At 73.2% G+C, this 23917-nt stretch carries 20 protein-coding genes; 13 read left to right on the top strand and 7 right to left on the bottom strand.

The window, feature by feature from the left end; genetic code table 11:
* The gene (hisD, locus tag ACFOY6_RS07510; protein WP_379649908.1) at positions 1 to 1284 is read right to left on the bottom strand and encodes a histidinol dehydrogenase; all 1284 of its coding nucleotides are present in this window, start codon (positions 1282 to 1284) and stop codon (positions 1 to 3) included.
* 36 nt (positions 1285 to 1320) lie between these two features.
* The gene (locus tag ACFOY6_RS07515; RefSeq protein ID WP_379636976.1) at positions 1321 to 2925 is read right to left on the bottom strand and encodes an ABC transporter substrate-binding protein; all 1605 of its coding nucleotides are present in this window, start codon (positions 2923 to 2925) and stop codon (positions 1321 to 1323) included.
* Positions 2926 to 3163: 238 nt separating this feature from the next.
* Here ACFOY6_RS07515 and ACFOY6_RS07520 point away from each other — a divergent pair, with 238 nt between their 5' ends.
* Together ACFOY6_RS07520 and ACFOY6_RS07525 are read left to right on the top strand one after the other, a co-directional pair.
* Positions 3164 to 3712, top strand: coding sequence for a cupin domain-containing protein (locus ACFOY6_RS07520; RefSeq protein WP_109517166.1), 549 nt, complete (start codon positions 3164 to 3166; stop codon positions 3710 to 3712).
* Positions 3713 to 3858: 146 nt separating this feature from the next.
* On the top strand, positions 3859 to 5355 hold the full coding sequence (locus ACFOY6_RS07525) for a M81 family metallopeptidase (RefSeq protein ID WP_379649911.1): 1497 nt from the start codon (positions 3859 to 3861) through the stop codon (positions 5353 to 5355).
* Positions 5356 to 5373: 18 nt separating this feature from the next.
* On the opposite strand, the gene ACFOY6_RS07530 is transcribed toward ACFOY6_RS07525, so the two are convergent.
* Complete coding sequence (locus ACFOY6_RS07530) at positions 5374 to 6432, bottom strand: alpha/beta hydrolase family protein (RefSeq protein ID WP_379649914.1); 1059 nt, start codon at positions 6430 to 6432, stop codon at positions 5374 to 5376.
* A gap of 256 nt (positions 6433 to 6688) precedes the next feature.
* Here ACFOY6_RS07530 and ACFOY6_RS07535 point away from each other — a divergent pair, with 256 nt between their 5' ends.
* Positions 6689 to 8290: an ABC transporter substrate-binding protein gene (locus ACFOY6_RS07535; protein ID WP_379649916.1), complete on the top strand. Its 1602-nt coding sequence runs from the start codon at positions 6689 to 6691 to the stop codon at positions 8288 to 8290.
* Between the two features lie 33 nt (positions 8291 to 8323).
* Here the strand turns inward: ACFOY6_RS07535 and ACFOY6_RS07540 are convergent, their stop codons facing one another.
* The 4 genes from ACFOY6_RS07540 to ACFOY6_RS07555 form a co-directional block, all read right to left on the bottom strand.
* Complete coding sequence (locus ACFOY6_RS07540) at positions 8324 to 9730, bottom strand: amidase (RefSeq protein ID WP_379649918.1); 1407 nt, start codon at positions 9728 to 9730, stop codon at positions 8324 to 8326.
* Positions 9731 to 9914: 184 nt separating this feature from the next.
* The gene (locus ACFOY6_RS07545; protein WP_379649921.1) at positions 9915 to 10772 is read right to left on the bottom strand and encodes an IclR family transcriptional regulator; all 858 of its coding nucleotides are present in this window, start codon (positions 10770 to 10772) and stop codon (positions 9915 to 9917) included.
* Between the two features lie 105 nt (positions 10773 to 10877).
* Complete coding sequence (locus ACFOY6_RS07550; RefSeq protein WP_181378117.1) at positions 10878 to 11588, bottom strand: FadR/GntR family transcriptional regulator; 711 nt, start codon at positions 11586 to 11588, stop codon at positions 10878 to 10880.
* Positions 11585 to 12994 carry an FAD-binding oxidoreductase gene (locus tag ACFOY6_RS07555; RefSeq protein ID WP_379649923.1) on the bottom strand — a complete coding sequence of 470 codons (1410 nt, stop codon included), beginning with the start codon at positions 12992 to 12994 and terminating at the stop codon, positions 11585 to 11587. Before ACFOY6_RS07555 ends, ACFOY6_RS07550 begins: the two co-directional genes overlap by 4 nt.
* A 243-nt stretch (positions 12995 to 13237) precedes the next feature.
* Between ACFOY6_RS07555 and ACFOY6_RS07560 the strand changes: the two genes are divergently transcribed.
* The 10 genes from ACFOY6_RS07560 (at position 13238) to ACFOY6_RS07605 (ending at position 23862) form a co-directional block, all read left to right on the top strand.
* On the top strand, positions 13238 to 15091 hold the full coding sequence (locus ACFOY6_RS07560; RefSeq protein ID WP_379649925.1) for an amidohydrolase family protein: 1854 nt from the start codon (positions 13238 to 13240) through the stop codon (positions 15089 to 15091).
* A gap of 62 nt (positions 15092 to 15153) precedes the next feature.
* The gene (locus ACFOY6_RS07565) at positions 15154 to 16035 is read left to right on the top strand and encodes an NAD(P)-dependent oxidoreductase (RefSeq protein WP_379636996.1); all 882 of its coding nucleotides are present in this window, start codon (positions 15154 to 15156) and stop codon (positions 16033 to 16035) included.
* A 61-nt stretch (positions 16036 to 16096) separates the two neighbouring features.
* Complete coding sequence (locus ACFOY6_RS07570) at positions 16097 to 17092, top strand: TRAP transporter substrate-binding protein (protein ID WP_379636998.1); 996 nt, start codon at positions 16097 to 16099, stop codon at positions 17090 to 17092.
* 19 nt (positions 17093 to 17111) lie between these two features.
* A complete protein-coding gene (locus ACFOY6_RS07575; RefSeq protein WP_379649927.1) occupies positions 17112 to 17663 on the top strand; it encodes a TRAP transporter small permease in 552 nt (183 codons plus the stop codon).
* A gap of 9 nt (positions 17664 to 17672) precedes the next feature.
* On the top strand, positions 17673 to 18986 hold the full coding sequence (locus ACFOY6_RS07580) for a TRAP transporter large permease (protein WP_379637004.1): 1314 nt from the start codon (positions 17673 to 17675) through the stop codon (positions 18984 to 18986).
* Between the two features lie 181 nt (positions 18987 to 19167).
* Positions 19168 to 19821 (top strand): hydrolase, encoded by a 654-nt coding sequence (locus ACFOY6_RS07585; RefSeq protein ID WP_379649929.1) that lies wholly within the window; start codon positions 19168 to 19170, stop codon positions 19819 to 19821.
* A 21-nt stretch (positions 19822 to 19842) separates the two neighbouring features.
* Positions 19843 to 20100 carry a XapX domain-containing protein gene (locus ACFOY6_RS07590; protein WP_379637010.1) on the top strand — a complete coding sequence of 86 codons (258 nt, stop codon included), beginning with the start codon at positions 19843 to 19845 and terminating at the stop codon, positions 20098 to 20100.
* A gap of 74 nt (positions 20101 to 20174) precedes the next feature.
* Positions 20175 to 22046, top strand: coding sequence for an amidohydrolase (locus ACFOY6_RS07595; protein ID WP_379649931.1), 1872 nt, complete (start codon positions 20175 to 20177; stop codon positions 22044 to 22046).
* A gap of 3 nt (positions 22047 to 22049) precedes the next feature.
* On the top strand, positions 22050 to 22268 hold the full coding sequence (locus ACFOY6_RS07600) for a hypothetical protein (RefSeq protein ID WP_379649933.1): 219 nt from the start codon (positions 22050 to 22052) through the stop codon (positions 22266 to 22268).
* The gene (locus tag ACFOY6_RS07605; protein ID WP_379649935.1) at positions 22258 to 23862 is read left to right on the top strand and encodes an MFS transporter; all 1605 of its coding nucleotides are present in this window, start codon (positions 22258 to 22260) and stop codon (positions 23860 to 23862) included. Before ACFOY6_RS07600 ends, ACFOY6_RS07605 begins: the two co-directional genes overlap by 11 nt.
* Positions 23863 to 23917 lie beyond the last annotated feature (55 nt).

The raw sequence follows: 23917 nt of genomic DNA on the forward strand, positions 1-23917 counted from the left end.
TCAGGCCGTCACGCTGTTCAGCTCCGTGCGGAGGGCGGCGGCGCGGCGGTGGCCTTCCAGTCCCTCGCGCGCGCTCTGCCGGATGGCCGGCGGGGCCACCGCCGCCACACCGGCCGGCTCCAGCCACTGGTGGGTGCAGACTTTGAGGTAGGAACCGACCCACAGCCCGCCGGTGTAGCGGCCGGCCCCCAGCGTCGGCAGGGTGTGGTTGGTGCCGCAGCACTTGTCGGAATAGACCACGCTGGCCAGCGGCCCGATGAACAGCGAGCCGTAGTTGCGCAGCTGCCGCGCCGTGGCGTGCGGGTCGCGCGTGTGCACCTGCAGGTGCTCGGCCGCGATGCGATCGGAGCAGGCGAGCATCGCCGCCGTGTCGGCGCAGAGCACCACCTCGCCATAGTCCCGCCAGGCCTGGCCGGCGACGCCCGCGGTGGAGAGATCGGTCAGCTGGCGCTCCACCTCGGCGATGGTGGCCTCGGCCAGGGCGCGGTCGGTGGTGATGAGGCCGACACGCGTCATCACGTCGTGCTCCGCCTGGGCCAGCAGGTCGGTCGCGATCATGCGCGGGTCGCCCGTCTCGTCGGCCACCACGTAGATCTCGCTGGGCCCGGCGAGCTGGTCGATGCCCACTGTGCCGAAGACCTGCCGCTTCGCCTCGTTCACATAGGCGTTGCCGGGGCCGAAGATCTTGTCCACCGCCGGCACGCTCTCCGTGCCGTAGGCCATCGCCGCGATCGCCTGCGCGCCGCCGATGCGGAAGATGCGGTCGGCGCCCGAGAGATGGCAGACCGCCACCATGTCCGGGTGCGCGGTGGGCGGCAGGCAGGCCACCACCTCGTCGCAGCCCGCCACGCGCGCCGGCACGATGGTCATCACCGGCGCCGAGAGCAGCGGGTAGCGCCCGCCCGGCACATAGGCGCCCACCCGCGCGATGGGGATGACGCGGTGGCCGAGATGCAGCCCCGGCAGCACCTCGGCCTCCAGCGGCAGCATGGTGGCGCGCTGGCGTTCGGCGAAATCCCGCACGCGGGTGATGGCGAACTCGGCATCCTCGCGCGCGGCGCCGTCCATGCGCGCCACGGTCTCGGCGCGCTCGGCGGCGCTGACCTCGAAGCGCTCGAGGTCGGACTTGTCGAAGGCACGGCCGTAGTCGCGCACCGCCGCGTCGCCACGGGCGCGGACATCCTCCAGCACGGTCTTCACCGTGCCGGCCAGCGCGTCATTGTCCTGGAAGGAGTTGCGCCGCGCCGCCTTGAGGTAGGTCAGCGAATCATCGGGGAAGGGCATGCCAGTGTTCCGGTTGTGGGCGGTGCGCGGCGCGGGTCAGACGCGGCGGACATTCCAGGGGTAGCGGACGGAGCCGCCCAGCACGCCCTGCAGGTCGGCGCGGTAGGCGGTCTTGGGGAAGTAGATGCCGAGCGGCAGGCTCGGCACGTCGCGGAGCGCCAGGGCGTGGGCCTCGCCCATCAGGCGCTCCCGCTCGGCATCGGCGGTGGCCGAGAGCCATTCGGCGGTCAGCCGCTCCATCTCCGCGCTCTCGTACCAGCCGGGCCAGCCGGCGGCGCCCTCGCCGCGGATGGTGGTGTTCAGCACCGGGTTGGCGATGGCGATGCCGGGCCAGGTGCTGTGGTAGATGCTCCAGCCGCCCTGGTCGGCCGGCGCCTTGGAGAGGCGGCGCTGCAGCAGCGTGCCCCAGTCCATGTCCTGCAGGTCGACGTTCAGCCCGGCCCGGCGCAGCCGGTCGGCGGTGACGAGGCCGAGCGGGGCGATGGCGGCGCTGTCGGCGGCGTTGATGATGACCACCTTCTCGCCGGCATAGCCTGTGCGCTTCAGCGCCTCGGCCATGCGGGCCGGGTCGCCGGCCAGGCTGCCGAAATCCTCGCGCCCCAGCTCCTCGACGCCCGGGATGGTGCAGGGGAACATCGCCTTGCACTCGCGCCAATCCTGGCTGTTGCCGCCGGTGACGGTGGCCAGATAGTCTGGCTGCTGCACCACGGCCATGACGAAGCGGCGCAGCGCCGGGTTGTTGAAGGGTGCCACGCTGTGGTTGAAGCGCATCACCAGCTCGGTGCCGAGCGGGTCGGCATTCTCCACCTTCACCTGCCGGCTGCGCGCCACCAGCGGCTCGAGGTCGGCGGGCAGGTTCTCCACCCAGTCTACCTCACCCTGCTGCAGCGCCGCGACGCCGGTGGCCTTGTCGGCGATGATGCGCCACTCGATGCGCTCGAAATGCGCCACCTTGCCGCCGGAGGTCCATTCCGGGGCGCCCGCGCGCGGCTTGTAGCCGTCGAAGCGCGCATAGGCGACGAGGTTGCCGGAATCCAGCTCATCGGCCAGGAAGCGGTAGGGGCCGGAGCCGACCATCTCGGTGACGGGCTGGTCCGGCGCCGCGCGGGCCAGCCGCTCCGGCATGATGAAGGCGGGCGAGGAGTGCGGCTTGCCGATGGCGTCCAGCAGGCGGGGGAAGGGGCGCTTCAGATGGATGCGCAGCACGCGGTCGTCGCTGCTGTCGTAGCGGTCCACCGCGGCGGCATAGGCGCGGCCGAAGGTGTCCCGCCGGCTCCAGCGCTCCAGGCTGGCGGCGCAGTCGGCGGCGCGCACCGGCGTGTCGTCGTGGAAGCGCAGCCCCTCGCGCAGGCGGATGCTCCAGACGCGGCCGTCGTCGCTGACCGAGGCGCCCTCGGCCATCTGCGGCTGCGGGCGCATCTTCGCGTCCACGCCGTAGAGCGTGTCGAACACATGGTAGCCATGCTGCACGGCGACGAGGGCGGTGGAGAAGACCGGGTCGAGCGAGACGAGGTCGGTGGAGGGCACCAGGCGCAGCGTGGCGGCGCGCCGGCTCTGCGCCAGGGCAGGGCGGGCGAGGGTGGCGCCGGCCAGCGGCAGGGACGCTGCGGCCAGCATCAGGTTGCGGCGTCTCAGGCTCATTCTTGGTTCCTCCGGTTGCGGTCAGCCTCCACCGCGTCGTCGTCGCGGCGCTTGCCGGCAGTCTGGCAGAGTTTCCGCGCCGGAAGGCCGACCTGGGCCGGGGTGATGAGAATACTGAACAGCGGGGAAAGGGAGCACCCCTGCCGCTGCTGGCTTCCCTGGGGCGGGTGGAAGGGCCTTGTCGAGCATTCTGACCGGCTCCACCCTGGCCGCGGGCAGAGGTAAAGGAGGGACGGGCATGGCCATGGTGGGGGCGAAGCTGCGGGCGCTGCGGCAGCGGCGTGGTCTCGGCATGCGGGAGCTGGCGCTGCGCTCGGGGGTGTCGCACTCGGCCATCTCGCTGATCGAGCGGGAGCGGATGAGTCCGTCGGTGGACACGCTGGGCGCCATCCTGGCCGCGCTCGGCACCACCTTCTCCTCCTTCTTCGCCGACCTGGAGAGCGGATTGCCGAGCCGTCCCTTCTACAAGGCCGAGGAGCTGGCCGAGATCGGCCGCGCCGACCGCATCTCCTACCGGCTGGTGGGCATGGACTATCCCAACCGCCGCATGCTGATGCTGGCCGAGCGCTACGCGCCCGGCGCCGAGACGGAGCTGATGATCACGCACAATGCCGAGGAGGCCGGCATCGTCACCCGCGGCGCGGTGGAGGTGACGGTGGAAGGCCGCAGCCAGGTGCTGCGCCAGGGAGACGCCTATTATTTCGACAGCCGCCTGCCGCACAGCTTCCGCAATGTCGATCCCGGCGTCAGCGAGATCGTCAGCGCCATCACGCCGCCCACCTACTAGAGCGCGGCTCTGGCGGCCGGGTGGGCAGGATAGTGGCCAGCCCGGCCGCCCCCGCTTGCGCGGCCCGCCTTGCCGGGCTGTCCTGCCACGACAGAACAAACTCCCGCGCGGCACGGCCGGCACGGGACAGGAAGCGGAGACGGGCAATGGGCAGAAGACGGATCCTGGCAGGCGGCATCGCGCAGGAATCGCACAGCTTCAACCCGGTGCCGACGGGGCGGGAGCGCTTCAACATCCAGTCCGGCGCCGCCGCCATCGCCGGCGCGCGGGGCAGCAACTCGCTGCTCGGCGGCATCCTGGACGCGGCGGCCGAGGCGGATGTCGAGGTCATCGTGCCGACGCTGTTCCGCGCCCAGTCCGGCGGCCCGGTGGAGGATGCGGTCTTCGCCGAGATGCGCGACATCCTGTGCGACGCGGCGCGGCGCGGCGATTTCGACGCCATCGTCCTGCCGCTGCATGGCGGCATGCTGACGCCGACGCTGCACGACCCCGAGGGCGCGCTGATGACGGCGCTGCGCGCCATCACCGGCCCGGAGCTGCCGATGACGGCGGCCTTCGACCTGCACGCCCATGTCACGCCCGAGATCCTCGACACCTGCGACCTGCTGGCCGGCTACCTGACCAACCCGCATGGCGACCAGGGGGCCACCGGCCGCCGCGCCACCCGCGCCGCGCTCGACATCCTCTCGGGCCGGCTGCGCCCGGTGCTCTCCGCCGTGCATGTGCCGATGCTGACGCTCGGCAACGACCGCACCGACGAGGAGCCGCTGCAGGGCCTGCAGGCCCGCGCGCGGGCGGCGGTGGAGAGCGGCGCCGCCTATGACGTCTCGATCTTCAACGCGCAGCAGTTCCTCGACGTGCCGGGGCTGGGGCAGTGGGTGCTCGCCTATGGCAACGGCCGCGATGCCGCGCCGGACGCCCTGGCCCTGGACCTGGCGCAGAGCCTGTGGGACCAGCGCCGGGCGCTGATCGGCACCTATCCCTCGCTGGACTCCTGCCTGGACCGGGCGGAGCAGGGTACGCCCCGGCCGCTGATCCTGGGCGACCAGGGCGACCGCGTGGCCGGCGGCGGCCCCGGCGACAGCACCCATGTCCTGCGCGCCCTGCTGGCCCGGCCGAAGCTGCCGCCCTCCGTCGTGCCGCTGACCGACCCCGAGGCGGTGCGCGCCTGCCACGCCGCCGGCCAGGGCGCCCGCGTGACCCTGACGGTCGGCGGCCGCCATTCCACCGTGGCGCCGCCGCTGGAGGTGACCGGCGAGGTGCTGGGCCTCGGCACCGAGGCCCATATCACCTATGACGGCCCGGCCGATGCCGGCTACAAGGCGCGGCTCGGCGCCTATGCCCTGCTCGGCCTGGGCAATGTGCAGGTGCTGCTGACCGACCAGCCCTATTCCTACCTCGACCCCGACTATTTCCGCGCCATGGGGGTGGACCCGGCGCGGATGGGCGTGGTCGTCACCCGCTCCGGCTACCACTTCACGCTGAACTTCGCGGCGACCGGCGAGTGCATCACCGTCGACACGCCGGGCATGACCTCCTACCGGGTGCAGGAGCTGCCCTTCACCGTGGCACGCCCCTTCTTCCCGCTCGACGAGATGGACTTCGCCCCGGCCCTGCACGCGCATCGCAGCCGGGCCGGCTAGGCCCGGCCCGCCGCGGGCTCAGCGCATCAGCCCGCGGCGCTCCATCCAGCTCTGGATGCGCGCGGCGACCTCGTCGCTGTTGCGGTCCATCATCAGCATATGGCTGTTGCCGCGCACCCCCTCGGCGGGAAGGTCCAGGATGTCGGCCGTGCCGCCGGCATCGCGGATGGCGCCGGCCCAGCGCTCGACATTGCCGCGGATGCGCTGCCAGAAGGGCGAGTCCCCGAAATGGTCGCCCCAGACGATCAGGTGCGGCACGTCCTTCAGCGGCGAAGCGTCGGTCATCGCGGAGGGCGTGCCGGACGGCTCGATGGCGACCACCGCCCGCACCTTGCCGGGCGCCGCCAGCGCGGCGTTGAAGGCGAAGTTGCCGCCCTGGCTGTGCACGACGATGACGCAGGGGCAGACCTTCTCCACATAGTCGTTGTAGGCCGCCTGGATCTGGCTGTCGGTGGTCGACCAGCGCGGCACCGACTGCCGCGCGAAGGCATCCCACGCCGCGACCGGAAAGAGGGTGTCCGGAAAGGCCTTGCGGCGGGCGGGGTCGCGGCTCCAGCCCTCCTGCGGGCCGACGCGGAACAGGCCCCAGCCCTCGCCCATGGTGCGGAAGACCGGCTCGCCGGCGAAGATCTCCGGGTAACGGGCCCAGCCCGCCCGGCCGCGCTCCACCGCGTCGCTGACATAGACGTCGTGGCCCTGCCGCAGGAAGTACATCTGCCAGCCCGGCCGCCCGTCGGGCGTCGTCTCCCAGGTGACGCCGGTCAGCCCGCCGCCATGCCAGAGCAGGAGGGGCTGGCGCGCGCGCGGCGCCGCCAGCTTCACATACTGCGCGTACATCCCCTCGACCATGAACTCCCCATTGGGATCGACCCGGATGGGCGGCGCGCCGGGGGAGGGCACCATCTCGCGCACCGGCATCCCGTCCAGCGCGCGGACCCGGCCGCCGACATGCAGGCTGCCGATCTCGCGCACCTGCAGCGGCGGGGCGGAGGTGGGCGGGGTGGCGGTGGAGGGAGTCTGGGCCTGCGCGGCGCCGATGCCGAGCGCGAGCGCGAGAACGGCCAGGTGATGCTTCAACGTCTTTCCTCCCGGTTGCCTTGGGGCGGAGGCTAGCAGCGCCGCCGGCGGGGCGGGAGCCCGGCGCCGCTCACCCCTGCGTGCCCGGCGCGGCGCCGCAATTCCGGCGAGCGGAATCGCCGCCTTGCGGCGGAGGGACCCGCATGACCCATACTTCGTTCCGCTGCCCCACCGGCACCGCGCCGCTCCGCCGGCCAGGGCGCGCCGGATGGCGCGCCAGGGGGGCCAGACGCACAAGCATCCGGGGAGTTGCTTCATGACAGACGAACCCGTCCGTGTCCGCGGACCCTTCGCCCGCATCGGCGCCGCGGCCTGTGGCGCCCTGCTCCTCGCCGCGCCGGCCGTGGCCGAGACGCTGCGGATCGGCGTGGGCGCGCCCGCCACCTCGCTCGACCCGCATTTCCACAACAACGGGCCGAACAACGCCCTGACCATGCACCTGTTCGACCGGCTGGTGGAGCGCGACGCGCGCGCCCGGCCGCAGCCCTCGCTGGCCGAGAGCTGGACGCAGCTCTCCCCCACGCTGTGGGAGTTCCGGCTGCGCCGCGACGCGACCTGGCATGATGGCCGCCCCTTCACCGCCGACGACGTGCTGTTCAGCTTCGAGCGCGCGCCGGCTGTGCCGAACAGCCCGGGCGGCTTCGGCGCCTTCCTGCGCATGATCGCGCGCGCCGAGGCGGTGGACGCGCACACGCTGCGGCTGCACACGCGCCAGCCGCACCCGCTGCTGCCGGTCGATCTCGGCTCGGTCAGCATCATCGCCCGCCATGCCGCCTCCGGCGCCGGCACCGAGGACTTCAATGCCGGCCGCGCCACCATCGGCACCGGCCCCTACCGCCTGGGCGAGTACCGCGCCGGCAGCGCCGCCGTGCTGCTGCGCAACGACGCCTACTGGGGCGGCGCCGAGCCGTGGAGCCGCGTCGACTACCGCTTCCTGCCGAATGACGGCGCGCGCACCGCCGCGCTGCTCGCCGGCGATGTCGACCTGATCGACCAGATCCCCACCAGCGACCTGGCGCGGCTGCGGCGCGACCCCGGCGTGACCGTCAGCGAAGTGGCCAGCCTGCGGACGATGTTCCTGGCCCCCGTCTACTCGATCGACGGCAACCATCCGCAGGTGACCGACCATGCCGGCCGTCCGCTGCCGGAGAACCCGTTCCGCGACCCCCGGGTGCGCAAGGCACTGTCCATGGCCATCCAGCGGGACGCGCTGGCCGAGCGCGTGATGGAGGGCGCGGCGCGGCCCACGGGGCAGTGGCTGCCGGAGGGCGCCTTCGGCTACAACCCGGCCGTGCAGCCGACGCCCTACGATCCGGAGGCCGCCAAGGCCCTGCTGGCCGAGGCCGGCTATCCCGAGGGCTTCCGCCTCACCATCGCCACGCCGAACGACCGCTGGCCGAACGATGCCCGCCTCAGCCAGGCCGTGGCGCAGATGTGGACCCGCATCGGCGTCCGCAGCGGGGTGGAGGCGCTGCCCTACGCCGCCTTCGTGCCGCGCCGCACCCGGCAGGAGCTGCCGATGCAGATGGCCGCCTGGGGCAGTTCCACCGGCGAGGCGATCAACTACCTCGTCTCCATCGCCGGCACCTACGACCGCGCGCGGCTGAGCGGCGCGGCCAACATGTGGCGCTACTCCGACCCGAAGCTGGACGAGATGACGGCCAGGGCCGCCGCCACGCTGGACGATGCCGGGCGCGAGGCGCTGCTGCGCGAGGCGGTGGCCTACTACGCCGAGACCATGCCCTACATCCAGCTGGTGCAGCTCACCACCAGCTGGGGCGTGCGCAAGGGCCTGACCCATGAGCCGCGGATGGACGAGCGCACCGTGGCCATGGGCGTCCGGCCGGCGCCGCGCTGAGGCCCCAGCCGGGCCCCGGCCCCGGCTGCCGTCTCAGGCCATGACCGGCCGCAGCGTCTCCAGCAGCCAGCGGGCGAGCGCCGTGGTGCGGGCATCCATGTGCGGCTGGCCGATGAGCTGGATGCCCATGGGCAGGCCGTGGACGCTGGCCAGCGGCACCGTCACCGCCGGCACGCCCAGCGCCGAGGTCGCGGCGTTGTAGGCGATGTCGCCGGTCGGGCGCGGATGGAGCGGCTGGCCGGGCACGTCCCCCGCCCAGGCGGGGGCGGGGCCGGGGGAGGCGGGGGCGATCAGCGCGTCCGCCAGCGGGGCGAGGGCGGCCATGTGGCGCCGCGCCTCCTCCCGTTGCAGCAGGCGCAGCCGGTAGCGCTCCAGGTCCATCCCCTCGCCGACGGCGTGCCGGCGCCGCAGCCGCTCGCTGACGCCCTCCGGCGACTGCGCCAGCAGGCTGCGGATCGTGCTGAGGTTCTCGAAGGCGCAGATCTCGTTGGTCATCGCCCGGGCATCGGCGATGCTGCGCTCGAAGGCCTCGATCCAGGGATGGTCGCCGCGCTCCAGGATCTCGACGCCGGCCGCGCGTAGCTGCGCCAGGATCTCCGCGAAGGCGCCGCGCGCGGCATCGTCCAGCATGGCCCAGCCCTCGGCCTGCAGCACGGCCAGCCGCGCCGGGCGGGCGGCGGCGGGTGGCGTGGCGGGGCCGAACAGGCCGGGCATGCCCGGGTCGCCGCCGACGCGGCGGGCGATCTCGATGGCCACCTGCCACATGTCCTGCGCGGCATTGGCGTGCACGCCCGCCGTGGCCTGGGAGAGGCCCTGCCGCTCGCCACGGTTGATCGCCCCCTGGGTCGGCTTCAGCGCGACATTGCCGCAATAGCTGGCGGGGCGGATGATGGAGCCGCCCACCTGGGTGCCGATCGCCGCCGGGACCATGCCCGCCCCCACCGCCGCCGCCGAGCCGGAGGAGGAGCCGCCCGGGGTGTGGCCGGGGTGGAAGGGGTTGGTGGTGGGGCCAGGCTCCGACATGCCGAGCTCGGTGGTGACCGTCTTGCCGAGGATGACCGCGCCGGCCGCCCGCAGCGCCTGGATCATCGCCGCGTCGTGCTTCGGGAAGTGGCCGCGATAGGCGGCGCAGCCCATCTGCGTCGGCATGTCGCGGGTGGCGATCAGGTCCTTGATGCCGATCGGCATGCCGTCGATGGCCGAGAGCGGGTGCCCGGCGCGCCAGCGCGCGGTGCTGGCATCGGCCGCCTCCCGCGCCCCGGCCTCGTTCAGCACGACCCAGGCCCGGACCACCGACTCCCGCGCAGCGATGGTCTCCAGGCAGCGCTCCAGATAGGCGCGCGGCGTGTCCGTGCCGGCCTGGAAGCCGGGCACCGCGTCGTGGAAGGTCGGCGCGATGCGCTGCCGGGCGTCGTACCGGGCCGGCTGGGGGTCCGCCATGGAGGCTCCTCCTCGATCAGGGGCGCGGGCGCGCCGCGCGGCAGGGGGCAGCCATGCAGCCCTGGTCGCGGCCATCGGGCACCGCCCCGCGCCGGGTGGGTGGATGGTGCGCAGACGCTAGGGGCGGGCGATGGGCACGGGCAATGCCGGGCGCCGCCCGGGTTCCGCCCAGCGGAATGCGGGCTCAGCCGCGGGCCGGCGGCGCCGGCTGGTACCCGTTCATGCGCGACAGGGCGGCGGCGCGCTGGGTCAGCAGCCGGGCGAAGCGTTCCTCATCGGCGGCAGAGAAGCGCGACTGCGGCAGGGTGAGGCAGAGATCGCCGACGATCTGGCGGCTGGCGCCGAACACCGGCGCCGCCATGCCCACGGCCTCCCGCGTCTGCTCGCCGCGCGTCAGCGCATAGCCGCGGCGGCGGATGCGGGCCAGCCGGTCGGCCAGCGCGGCGCCGTCGGGGGGCGAGCGGCCGTCGAGCGGCGAGGGCTCGCCACGGCGCAGCACCCGCTCCACCGCCGAGGGGCCGAGCCAGGCCAGCAGGCACAGCCCGGTCGCGCCCCAGAGCAGGGAGCGGGCACGGTGCATGCGGACCGCGTAGGGCAGGGGCCGGGCCGAGGCGGCCTTGTCGACGAACATCATGGTCAGGGTCTGGGGCAGCAGCATGCCGAGCATGCAGGTCTCGTCGGTCTCCCGCGCCACCTCCTGGATCACCGGGCGGGCCAGGCGCAGCACCCCGGCCTTGCGCGCCGCCAGGGCGCCGATCCGGCTGAACTCCCCGCTCACCCGGTAGCGCCGCCCTGGCGTGCGCTCGACCAGCCCCGCCGCCACGAGCTGGTCGAGCAGGCGGTGCACGGTGCTCGGCGCCAGGGCGAGCTGCCCGGCGAGGTCCTTGATGGACAGGCTCTCCCCGCCCTCGGCGAAGGCCCGCAGCAGCGCCACGACGCGCGCGACGACGCTGGTTCCGTCCTCGGCCTGCTCCACCGCCTGGGCCACCGCAGCTCCCTCCCCGCCGGGGGCGGCCGTGGCCGGGGCAGGGGGCTTGACCATACCGGCTTCGTCGCGCGCCCCGCACCCCGCCCGGACCGGCCCGTCCCGGCGCCACGGAAGTAGACCGTGGCGGCCGCCGGATTTCAATGCCGGCCTTCCGCCCCCTCAGAGCGAGAGGGCGAAGCCGAGCCGGCCGGCGGCGTTGTGGATGTGCGCCGCCATGGCCTGGCGGGCCGCCTCCGGCAGGCCGGCGATGATCGCCTCGTGGATGGCGGCGTGCTCGGCGAGGGTGACGGCGATGACCGACGACACCGTGCTGCCGGGGCGCGTGCGGGCGACCATGATGGTCTCGCGGATCTGGTCCGACAGGAAGCTCACCACGCGGGCGATCTGGTCGTTGCCGGCGGCGCGGGCGACGGCGCGGTGGAAGTCGAGATCCGCGTCCACCCCGGCCGAATCTCCCTCCACCTCGCGCTCCATGTGGCGGAAGGCTTCGGTGATGGCGGCGATGCCCTCTGCGGTCCGCCGCGCCGCCGCCAGCCCGGCCGTCTGGATCTCGAGGAGCGCGCGCAGCTCGAAGAGGTTGCGGAAGGTCGTGCCGTCCTGCAGCGCCTCGGCGTCGAAGCGCAGCACGCCGGTGCCCTGGCGGCGGACGACGAAGGCGCCGACCCCCTGGCGCGACTGCACCAGCCCGTCGGCGCGCAGGCGCGAGACCGCCTCGCGCACCACGTTGCGGCTGACGCCATAGGCCTCGGCCAGCGCCTGCTCGGCCGGCAGGCGCTCCCCCGGCTTCCAGCGCCCCTCGGCGATGCCGGCGGCCACCAGCTCGGCGATGCGGGAGGGTAGCTGGGGCGGGCGGCTGACGCGTTCGCTCATGATCCGTCCCCGGCGAGGAGGCGCCCCGGGCTCATGCATCCCCGCGGGTCGAGGGCCGATTTGATGCCATGCAGCAGATCGCGGTCAACGGCGCCCAGCCTTCGCAGGAACGGCTCCCGCTTGACCCGGCCGATGCCGTGCTCGGCGCTGATCGAGCCGCCGAAGCGGTCCACCAGGGCGAAGACCAACTCCTCCGCCCGGTGCAGCAGCGCATCCTGCGCGTCGTCGTCCAGGCCGGGCGGCGGCAGCACGTTGTAGTGGACATTGCCGTCCCCGACATGGCCATAGGCCACCGGCAGGGCCTCCGGCAGATGCGTGGCCATGGCGGCGTCCGCCTCGCGCATGAAATCCGGCAGGCAGGAGATCGGGATCGACACGTCGGTGCGCAGGTGCCGGCCACGGCGGTGCTGCGCCTCCACCAGATCCTCGCGCAGGCGCCAGAATCCGGCGGCCTGCGCCCGGCTCATGGCCACCGCGCCGTCGAGGATGGCGCCCCGCTCCAGGCAGCCGCCCAGGAACTGCTCCATCAGCGCGGCGAGGTCGACCAGCCCGCTGGCCGAGGCCTCCATCAGCACATAGACCGGCGCCGGCGCCTCCAGCGGCTCGCGCAGGGCGGGGTGGGCCTCGAGGGTGATCTCGATGCAGCGGCGGGGCAGCAGCTCGAAGGCGGAGAGCAGGTCGGAAAGCTCGCGGCGCGCGGCGGCGTAGAGCCGCATGGCGTCGGAGACGGATGCCAGGCCGAGCATGGCGGTCTGCACTTGGCCGGGGCGGGGAAACAGCTTCAGCGCCGCCGCGGTGACGATGCCGAGCGTCCCCTCGGAGCCGATGAAGAGCTGCTTCAGGTCGTAGCCGGTGTTGTTCTTGCGCAGGCTGCGCAGGCCGTTCCAGACGCGCCCGTCCGGCAGCACCACCTCCAGCCCGAGCACCAGGTCGCGCGCCATGCCGTAGCGCAGCACGTTCACCCCGCCGGCATTGGTGGCGACGTTGCCGCCGATCTGGCAGCTCCCCTGCGCGCCGAGCGAGAGCGGGAAGTGCAGGTCGTGTTCCTCGGCGGCGCGGTGCAGCCTCTCCAGCACGCAGCCGGCCTCGGCCACCATGCTGAAGTTCAGCGGGTCGACCGAGCGGATGCGGTCGAGCCGCTCGAGGCTGATGACAAGCTCCCGGCCCTCCGGCGAGGGCACGGCACCGCCGACCAGCCCGGTATGGCCGCCCTGCGGCACCATGGGGATGCCGGCCTCGGCGCAGAGGCCGACGAGCCGTGCCAGATGCCCGACGCTGCCCGGGCGCGCCACGGCCAGCGGCCGGCCGCTGAGGTCGCCGGACCAGTCGCGGCTGTAGCGCGCCATCTGTTCGGGCGCGGTCAGCAGCCCCTGTTCCCCGAGCAGTTCCCGCAAACGGTTGATCATGCCACCGCCAGTCTCCAACGAGCGACCCTCCTGTCGTGCCGGCCCGGAATACCGCGCCAGCCGGGATCATGGATATCCGGCCTGGAATGAACTTGTCCAACAATAGGACATGTGCCAGGGTCCAGCAACAAGGAAGACCCGGGCGAGGCGCCCGGAAGGCCCGCGAGGGCAGGGAAGGAAACGAACGCCGATGGCCCGACACGCCACAAGCGCGGCCCGCCGCGCCGCCGCGAGCCTGCGCCCGTGACCGCCGCCGCGGAACGGGGCGGCCCGCCGCCCGCCGGCACCCGGCCGCGCCTCGGCTTCATCGGCATCGGGCTGATGGGCACGGCGATGAGCCTGCGGCTGCTGGAGCGCGGCTGGCCGCTGACGGTGTGGAACCGCGAGCGGCCCGCCCTCGACCCGGTGCTGGCGGCAGGTGCCAGCGAGGCCGGCTGCCCGCGCGAGGTGGCCGAGCGCAGCGACATCGTGCTGATGTGCGTGCTGGACACCCCCGCCGTGGAGGCCTGCGTCTGGGGCGAGCAGGGCGTCGCCGAGGTCGGGGCCGGGGCCGGGGCCGGGGGCGGCGCGCGGCTGCTGATCGACTTCTCCACCATCGACGCCGGGGCCACCCGAGACTTCGCCGCGCGGCTGCGCGCGCGGACGGGCATGGGCTGGATCGACGCGCCGATCTCCGGCGGCCCTTCCGCCGCCCGGCAGGGCGCGCTCACCGCCATGGTCGGCGGCGAGGCGGCGGAGCTGGCGGCGGCGGCGGCGGTGCTGGCCGACCTGGCCGGGAACGTCACCCATATGGGCCCGGTGGGCGCCGGGCAGGTGACGAAGGTGGTGAACCAGGCGATCGTCGGCTCCGGCTTCATCGCCATGGCCGAGGCGCTGCACCTGGCCGAAGCCGCCGGCATCGACGCCGCGGCGCTGCCCGCCTGCCTCGGCGGCGGGCTGGCCGACAGCGTGCTGCTGCAGCGCATCTACCCGCTGATGCAGCGCCGCGCCTTCGACCCGCCGCTCGGCTATGCGCGCCAGCTGCTGAAGGACCTGAAGGCGGTGAAGGGCTTCGCCCACGGGCTCGGCCTTTCCCTGCCGGGCGTGGAGAATGCGGCGGAGCGCTTCGGCGCCTATGTCGGCCAGGGCAACGCCATGGCCGACATCGTCTCCATCATCCGCCTCTATGAGCAGGAGCGGCAAGCGGGCGGCGCGGCGGCGGAGCCGCTGCCGGTGATCGACGCGCACCAGCACTTCTGGGACCTTGGCGAGAATCATCACCCCTGGCTCTGCGACGCCGAGCCGATCCCGTTCCGCTACGGCGACTACGGCGCGCTGCGCCGCAACTACCTGCCGGCCGACTACCGCGCCGACACGGCGCGGCACCGCATCGCCGGCACCGTGCACGTCGAGGCGGAGTTCGACCCGGCCAACCCCGTCGCCGAGACGGCGTGGCTGGAGCGCCTCGCCGCGCGCGAGGGGCTGCCGACCGTCTGCGTCGCCCAGGCGCGGCTCGACGACCCGGAGGTGGCGGCGGTGCTGGCGGCCCAGGCGGTGCGCCCCATGGTGCGCGGCATCCGCCACAAGCCGCGCGCGGCGGCGCGGCCGGAGGAGGCCAGGCGCGGCGCCCCCGGCTCGATGGACGACCCGGCCTGGCGGCGCGGCTACGCGCTGCTGTCGAAGCACGGCCTGAGCTTCGACCTGCAGACGCCCTGGTGGCACCTCGACGCCGCCCACGACCTGGCGCGCGACTTCCCGGAGACGCAGATCATCGTCAACCACACCGCGCTGCCGGCCGACCGCAGCGTGGAGGGGCTGCGCGCCTGGCGGGCGGCCCTGGCCGGGCTGGCGCGGGCGCCGAATGTGGCGCTGAAGATCTCCGGCCTGGGCCTGCCCGGCCAGCCCTGGCCCGCCGCGGCCAATGTGGCGGTCATCCGCGACGCCATCACCCTCTTCGGCGCCGATCGCTGCCTGTTCGCCAGCAACTACCCGGTGGACAGCCTGGTGGGCAGCTTCGACGCCATCATGGACGGCTTCCTGCAGGCCATCGCCGACCGCCCCGAGGCGGAACGGCGGCAATTGCTGCACGACAACGCGGCCCGGCTCTACCGCTTCTGACCCGGCCCGGGGCGGCGAGGCCGCCCCGCGCGGCCGCGGCATCATCGATGGGAATTTGGGACATGGCTCGTATCGGATTCATCGGCCTTGGCGTCATGGGGCGCGAGATGGCGCTGAACCTCGCCAGGGCGGGGCACGCGGTCACCGGCCACGACGCCGTTCCGGGGGTCGCGGCCGGCCTCGCGGAGCAGGGCATCACGCCGGCGCGGGACCTCGCCCACGCGGCGGAGGGGGCCGAGTTCGTCATCCTCATGCTGCCCGACACGCCGCAGGTCGAGGCGGTGCTGACCGGGCCGGAGGGCCTGCTGCCGCGGCTGCGGCCGGAGCAGATGGTGATCGACATGAGCACCATCTCGCCCGTCGCCACGCGCAGCATGGGCGAGGCGCTGGCCGCGCGCGGCGTGGCCATGCTGGACGCGCCGGTCTCGGGCGGGGCGGCCGGCGCCAAGGGCGCGCGCCTGTCCATCATGGTGGGCGGCGAGGCCGCCGCCTTCGCCCGCGCGAAGCCGGTGCTGGAGGCGATGGGCACCAAGGTCGTGCATGTCGGCGACATCGGTAACGGCCAGACCGTGAAGCTGTGCAACCAGCTCGTCTGCGCCATCAACATCCAGGCGATGTGCGAGGCCGTGGCGCTGGCCCGCGCCTCCGGCCTCGACCCGGCCGTGGCGCGGGAGGTGCTGATGGGCGGCTCCGCCAATTCCTGGATGCTGGAGAATCTGGGGCCGCTGGTGCTGGCCAAGGATGCCAGCGCCGGCTTCCGCATCGACCTGAAGCTGAAGGATCTGCGGCTGGCCAACGACCTCGCCTTCCAGAAGGGCGTGCCGCTGCCCGGCACAGCCCTGGTGACGAGCCTCTACCTGGAGGCGCGGGCGCATGGCGAGGGCAGCAACGGCAACCAGGCGCTGTTCCGCGTCTACGACCGGATGACGGCGCAGGAAGGCTGAGACGCCCCGCCGGGCGCCTTCCGGCGGACAGGGAACTTCCAGGAAAGCAGGAGAAGAAAAAATGTTCAGTCTCAAGGCGGCCTTCGCCGCGGCCGCGCTGGCTTCCTCCATCATGCTGCCGGGCGGCGCCTTCGCGCAGACCGTTCTGAAGCTCGGCCATGTCTGGCCGGCGGCCGAGATCCATGCCCGCGCCGCCGAGCGCTTCGCCGCCGATGTCGCGCAGGCGACCAACGGCGCGGTGAAGGTGGAGATCTACGGCGGCAGCACGCTGGGCAGCGACCGCGAGCTGGTCGAGGGCATGCGCTTCGGCTCGAACGACATCTGGGTGGGCGGCGCCGGTGTCCTCACCGCCGCCTCGGACACGGCGAAGATCTTCGCCATGCCCTTCATGATCCGCGACGCGGCGCATTTCGGCCAGGTCTTCAACGGCCCCATCGGCCAGGAGGTCACCGAGGCCGTCCGCAAGGAATCCGGCCTGCAGATCCTCGCCTATTGGCTGCGCGGGCCGCGCTGGCTGACGACCAAGGCGCCGGTGCGCTCGCCCGCCGACCTCTCCGGCCTCAAGATCCGCGTGCCGGACAGCCCGGTTTCGGTGGCCTCCTGGAAGGCGCTCGGCGCCGCGCCGACGCCGATGAACTTCGGTGAGGTGTTCAGCGCCCTGCAGCAGGGCGTGATCGACGGGCAGGAGAACCCGCTCTCGCTGATCGAGAGCTCGAAATTCTCCGAGGTGGTCAAGTACCTCGTGCGCACCGAACACTCCTACGAGCCCATCGTCATCGTGATGAGCGCCAGCCGGCTGAACCGGCTGCCCGAGGCGCAGCGCAAGGCGGTGCAGGCGTCCGCGACCGGCGCCGCGCAGGCCTTCGCCGCCGAGGAGGTCGCCAAGGGCGAGACCGCCTTCCTCCGGATGCTGCAGGAGCAGCGCATGACCCTGATCGAGCCGGACAAGGCGCCGTTCCGCGCCAAGGTGGGGCCCGCCTTCGTGAAGGCGTCCTTCCCGTCGATCGCCGCGCTGTACGAGAAGGTGGTCGCCGTCGGCGCCCCCGCCGCGCGCTGAAGGGAGGGAGAGGAGCGCCATGAACCCCGCCCCACGCGCCGAGGCCGCGCCCGCGGCCACCGCCCCGGGCGCCCCGCCATGGGCGCGTGGGGTCCGGATCGTCGACCGCTTCAACGAGGCGCTGCTCGCATTCCTGGCGGTGACGCTCGGCATCCTCGCGCTGCTGGCCTTCGCGCAGGTGATCGCCCGCTACATCATCGGCGCGCCGCTCACCTGGTCGGAGGAGGTGATCCGCTACGCCCTGATCTGGTCGGTGTTCCTGGGCGTCGGGATCGGCGTCCGCCGGGGGATGCTCGCCTCGGTCGAGGTGGTCAACGCGGCCCTGCCGCCACGGCCCGCCCGGCTGCTCCGCTGGGCCAGCCTGGCCGTCTCGGCCGCCTTCTGGGCGGTCATGGTGAGCTATGGCTGGATTATCCTGGGCAATGTCGAGGGGATGCGCTCCGGCGCGCTGGAGATCCCGATGACCTATGTCTATGCGGCCGTGCCGCTGGGCAGCCTGCTCGCCCTGGTGAACACCCTGGCCGTCGCCCTCGCGCCGCCCGCCGGCTTCGCCGAAATGCCCGTGGACTGAGGACACGCCATGAGCCCCATCACGATCGGCGCCGCCCTCCTCCTGCTCTTCGCGCTTGGCGTGCCCATCGCCATCTCGCTGGCGGGGACGGCCGCGCTCGCCATGCACGCCTCCGGCATCCCGCTGCAGGCGATGGTGCAGCGCATGTTCGCCGCCCTCGATTCCTTCCCGCTCACGGCCATTCCGTTCTTCATCCTGGCCGGCGCGCTGATGGAGGCGAGCGGCATCTCGCAGCGCCTCATCGGCTTCGCCCAGGCGCTGGTCGGGCGTGCCACGGGCGGCCTGGGCCTGGTGACGGTGGTCTCGGCGATGTTCTTTGCCGCCATCTCGGGCTCCAGCGCGGCGACCACGGCGGCGATCGGCGGCACGCTGATCCCGGCCATGGCGCGGCGCGGCTTCCCGCGGCCCTTCGCCACCTCGGTGCAGGCGGCCTCGGGCGAGCTGGGAGTAATCATCCCGCCCTCCATCCCGATGATCATCTTCGCCCTGACGGCCGGCGTGCCGGTCTCGATCGGCAGCCTGTTCATGGCGGGGGTGGTGCCGGGGCTGCTCGTCGGCGGCTCGCTGCTGGTCACGGTCTACGTCATCTGCCGGGTCCGCGGCTATGGCCGGGTCACGCCGCCCGCCGGCGGCGCGGCGGAGCCGGGCGCGCTGGGCGAGCCCGAGGGCATCGGCGCGGCCTTCCGCGCGGCGCTGCTGCCGCTGCTGCTGCCGGTGATCATCCTGGGCGGCATCTATGGCGGCATCTTCACGCCCACCGAGGCGGCGGCGGTCGCGGTGTTCTTCGCGCTCTTCGTCGGCGCCGCCGTCTACCGCACGCTGACGCCCGCGCGCCTCTTCACGGCGCTGCGCGTCTCGCTGCTCAGCACGGTGGTCATCCTGATCATCATCTCGGCCGCCAGCGTGTTCGGCTGGGTGCTGACGGCCAACCGCATCCCCGAGATGATCGCCCGCTTCTTCATCGCCCTGTCGGACGATCCGAAGGTCTTCCTGCTCCTGGTCAATGTCTTCCTGCTGCTGGTGGGGATGTTCCTGGAGACGGGCGCCGCGATCACCATCCTGGCGCCGATCCTGACGCCGGTCGCGGTGGTGATGGGCATTGATCCCGTGCACTTCGGCATCATCATGATCGTGAACCTCGCGGTCGGCATGACGACGCCGCCGGTGGGGGTGAACCTTTTCGTCGCCTGCCAGGTGGCCGGGCTGCGGATTGAGCAGATCCTGAAGAGCATGCTGCCCTTCTACTTCGTGCTGCTTCTGGACATCCTGATCCTGACCTACCTGCCGCAGATCTCGATGTGGCTGCCACGCGCCCTCGGCTGAACGGGCGGCCGGGCGGGGCCTCGCCGCCCCGCCCGCCAGCTTCTCGTTGCCGCCGGAAAACAGGTCTCAACCATGCAAGCCCATGGTTGCGCGGCCGGGCCATGTTGCGCGCACCGCCAAAGCCCCGCCTTAGACGCAGTCGGGGTGAAGGCCGGACGCAACAGCCCGAGAGAACACCGCCATGGCCCCCACCGCGACCCCGACCCCCGGCAAGCTGCTGCTGAACCCGGGCGACCACACGCTGATCATGATCGACTTCCAGTCGCAGATGGCCTTCGCCACCAAGTCGATCGACCCGGTGCAGCTGCGCAACAACGCCGGCCTCGTCTCCGCCGCCGCGGCCGGCTTCGGCGTTTCCACCATCCTCACCACCGTGGCCGAGAAATCCTTCTCCGGGCCGATGTTCGAGGAGGTGACGGCGCCCTTTCCCGGCCAGGCGCTGCTCGACCGCACCTCGATGAACACCTGGGAGGACGCGGCGGTGATCGCGGAGGTCAACCGCATCGGCAAGCCGCGCATCGTGCTGGCCGGGCTCTGGACCTCCGTCTGCATCGTCGGCCCGGCGCTGTCCGCGCTCGACCAGGGCTTCGAGGTGTACTTCATCGCCGATGCCTGCGGCGACATCTCGGCCGAGGCGCATGAGCGGGCGGTGGAGCGCATGGTCCAGGCCGGCGCGCGGCCGATGACGGCGCTGCAATACCTGCTGGAGCTGCAACGCGACTGGGCGCGCACCGGCACCTACGAGATGACCACCGGCATCGCCAAGCGGCTGGGCGGCGGCTACGGCCTCGGCATCACCTACGCCAAGACGATGTTCAACGCCCACGAGGGCTGACCCGACGCCGGGGAGGCCGCGATGAAGCCTTATCTCCTCTCGCTCGGCGCCGGGTTGCTGGTGGGCGTGGTCTACAGCCTGCTCAACGTCCGTTCGCCGGCGCCGCCGGTGGTGGCGCTGGTCGGCCTCCTCGGCATCCTGCTCGGCGAGCAGGCCGTTCCCGTGGCGAAGCGCCTGCTGGCGGGGCATTCCCTGGGCGCCTCGGTGCTGCGCGAGGACTGCGCGCAGCACCTGTTCGGCCGGCTGCCGGGCCGCGGCGACCGCGACACCAGCGGATGACCGCCCCCGCGCGCCGCGCCGCCGCCGGGGGCTCCGCCGCCCCCGGCCCTGCCCTTTCCAGCCGGAGCCCCGCCATGGCCGCCGACACCGCCCCCGACATGATCCTGCACAATGGCCGGATCACCACGCTGGACCGCGCCAACCCGCGGCCCGAGGCGGTGGCCATCACCGCCGGCCGCTTCACCGCCGTGGGCGCGGCGCGGGACATCCTGCCCACCGCCGGCGCCGGCACGCGGGTGATCGACCTCGCCGGCCGCCGCCTCATCCCCGGCCTGTTCGACAACCACCTGCATCTCATCCGCGGCGGCCTGAACTACAACATGGAGCTGCGCTGGGACGGCGTGCGCTCCCTCGCCGACGCGATGGCGATGCTGAAGCGGCAGGCCGCCACCACGCCGCCGCCGCAATGGGTGCGCATCGTCGGCGGCTTCACCGAGCACCAGTTCGTGGAGAAGCGGCTGCCGACGCTCGACGAGATCAACGCCGCCGCGCCAGAGACGCCGGTCTTCATCCTGCACCTGTATGACCGCGCGCTGCTGAACGCCGCCGCGCTGCGCGCCGTGGGCTACGACAAGGACACGCCGAACCCGCCCGGCGGCGAGATCCAGCGCGGCCCGGACGGCACGCCCACCGGCCTGCTGCTGGCCCGCCCCAACGCCACCATCCTCTACGCCACCCTGGCGCGCGGCCCGAAGCTACCCTTCGACTACCAGCTCAACTCCACCCGCCACTTCCTGCGCGACCTGAACCGGCTCGGCGTCACCAGCGCCATCGATGCCGGCGGCGGCAACCAGAACTACCCGGAGGACTACCAGGTCATCCAGAAGCTGGCGGCCGACGGCCAGCTGACCGTGCGCATCGCCTACAACCTGTTCACGCAGAAGCCGAAGCAGGAGAAGGAGGATTTCCTCCGCTGGACGGCGGAGAACACCTACCGGCAGGGCGACGACTATTTCCGCCTGAACGGCGCCGGCGAGATGCTGGTCTATTCCGCCGCCGATTTCGAGGATTTCCGCGTCGAGCGGCCGGAGATGCCGCCCGCGATGGAGCCGGAGCTGGAGCAGGTGGTGCGGGTTCTGGTGCAGAACCGCTGGCCCTGGCGGTTGCACGCCACCTACGACCAGACCATCGCCCGCGCCCTCGACGTGTTCGAGAAGGTCGATGCCGAGACGCCGATCGGCGGGCTGCACTGGATCTTCGATCACGCCGAGACGGTGAGCGAGCGGTCTCTCGAGCGCATCGCGCGGCTCGGCGGCGGCGTCGCGGTGCAGCACCGCATGGCCTACCAGGGCGAGTATTTCGTCGAGCGCTACGGCGCCCGCGCCGCCGAGGCCACGCCGCCCGTGGCGAAGATGCTGGAGATGGGCGTCAAGGTCTCGGCCGGGACGGATGCCACGCGCGTCGCCTCCTACAACCCGTGGGTGGCGCTCTCCTGGCTCACCACCGGGCGCACCGTCGGCGGCACCCGCATCACGCCCGAGCGCAACACGCTGGACCGCGAGACGGCGCTGCGCATGCTGACCGAGAAGGTCGCCTGGTTCTCCAACGAGGAAGGCAGGAAGGGCCAGGTCGCGGAAGGCCAGCTCGCCGACCTCGCCGTGCTGGACCGCGACTACTTCGACGTTCCCGGCGACGAGATCCAGGACATCACCTCGGTGCTGACGGTGGTGGGCGGCCGCGTCGTGCACGGCACTGGCGGCTACGCGCCGCTGGCGCCGGAGCTGCCGCCGGCGATGCCGGACTGGTCTCCCGTGCGCCGCTTCGGCGGCTACCAGGACCGGCGCGGCCCGGAGAAGCGGGGCGCCTTTGCCCGGCTCGCGGCCTGCTGCGCCACGGCCTGCGGCGTGCACGGGCACGGCCATGCCCGCGCCTGGGGCGCCGCCACGCCCGCCGGGCAGGATGCCGGTTTCTGGGGGGCGCTCGGCTGCTCCTGCTGGGCCTTCTGAGTCATGCCGCGCCCGCTGTCCCGCTGGCATCCCGCGCTGGCCCGGCTCTGCACGCCGGCGCTCGGCGCCTTCGCCCAGGTTGCCACCTTCATCGCCAACCGCTGCCGGGCGCTGCCGCCCGGGCAGGAGCGTTTCATGACGGCCGATGCCTTCCACGAGCATCCGGGCCTCGCCGGCGCCTTTCTCCCGGTTTTCCTGTGGGAGCGCGGCCATGGCCGTTGAGCCGCGGGCGCGGGGCGGCGGCTTCGGGCCGCTGCTGCAGCCCACCTTCGCGCTGCTCTGGGGCGCGACCGTCATCGGCAACATCGGCAGCTTCATGCGCGACGTCGCCAGCGCCTGGCTGGTCACCGAGGCCGCCGCCGGCCCGGCCGCCGTGGCGCTGATCCAGGCCGCCGCCACGCTGCCGGTGTTCCTGCTGGCCATCCCCGCCGGCGTCCTGGCCGACATCCTCGACCGCCGGAAGTTCCTCCTCGCCGTGCAGCTGCTGCTGGCGGCGGTCAGCCTCTCGCTGATGCTGCTGGCGCAGGCGGGCCTCGCCTCGGTGGCCGCGCTGGCGGGGCTGACCTTCCTCGGCGGCATCGGCGCCGCGCTGATGGCGCCCACCTGGCAGGCCATCGTGCCGGAGCTGGTGCCCCCGCGCGACACGCGCGACGCCGTCGCGCTGAACTCGCTCGGCATCAACATCGCCCGCGCCATCGGGCCGGCGGCGGGCGGGCTGCTGCTGGCCAGCTTCGGCGCCGCCGCCACCTACGCGGCGGATGTCGCCAGCTATGTCGTGGTCATCGCCGCGCTGCTGCTCTGGCGGCGGGCGAAGCGGGCGGAGGACCCGCTCGACGAGCGCTTCGCCGGCGCCTTCCGCGCCGGGCTGCGCTATGCGCGCGCCAGCCGGGAGCTGCATGTGGTGCTGCTGCGCGCGGCGCTGTTCTTCCTGCTGGCCAGCGCGGTCTGGGCGCTGCTGCCGCTGGTGGCGCGGCAACTGCTCGGCGGCGACGCCAGCTATTACGGCCTGCTGCTGGGCGCGGTGGGGGCGGGGGCCATCCTCGGCGCCATGGTGCTGCCCTGGCTGCGCGCGCGCCTCGACATCGACGGGGTGCTGCTGGCCTCGGCCCTGCTCACCGCCGCCGTCATGGCGCTGCTCGCCTTCGCGCCGCCGCGCGCCCTGGCGCCGGCGGTGCTGGTGCTGCTCGGCATGGCCTGGATCGCCGCGCTGACCGGGCTGAACGGCACCGCGCAGGCCATCCTGCCCAACTGGGTGCGCGGCCGGGCGCTGGCGGTCTATCTCACCGTGTTCAACGGCGCGATGACGGCGGGCAGCCTGCTCTGGGGCGCGGTGGCCGAGGCGCTCGGCGTGCCCTGGACGCTATGGGTGGCCGCGCTGGCGCTGGCGGCCTCGGCCCTGGTGCTGCGGCGCATCCCCCTGCCGCGCGGCGAGGCGGACCTCACCCCTTCCAACCACTGGCCCGAGCCGCTGCTGGCCGCGCCCGTGGCGCAGGACCGGGGGCCGGTGCTGGTCCTCATCGAGTACCGTGTCGCGCCCGCGGCGCGGGGCGCGTTCCTGGCGGCCATCCATCGCCTCTCCGCCGCGCGGCGGCGCGATGGCGCCTATGGCTGGGGCGTGGCCGAGGATGCCGCCGATCCGGCGCTGATGGTCGAGTGGTTCATGGTGGAATCCTGGGCCGAGCACCTGCGCCAGCACCGCCGCGTGGCGCGGGCCGATGCCGACCTGCAGGCCGAGCTCCACCGCTTCCACACCGGCCCCGAGGCGCCGCGCGTGCGGCATTTCCTGGCCAGCCAGAGCATCCTCCGGCCCGGCTGATTCCGCCCGGCCGGAGGATGCTCCAGCGGGGCGCTTCACAGCTTTTCACGGCAGT

Source organism: Teichococcus aestuarii (genome assembly GCF_042651065.1).
Taxonomy (GTDB): domain Bacteria; phylum Pseudomonadota; class Alphaproteobacteria; order Acetobacterales; family Acetobacteraceae; genus Pseudoroseomonas; species Pseudoroseomonas aestuarii.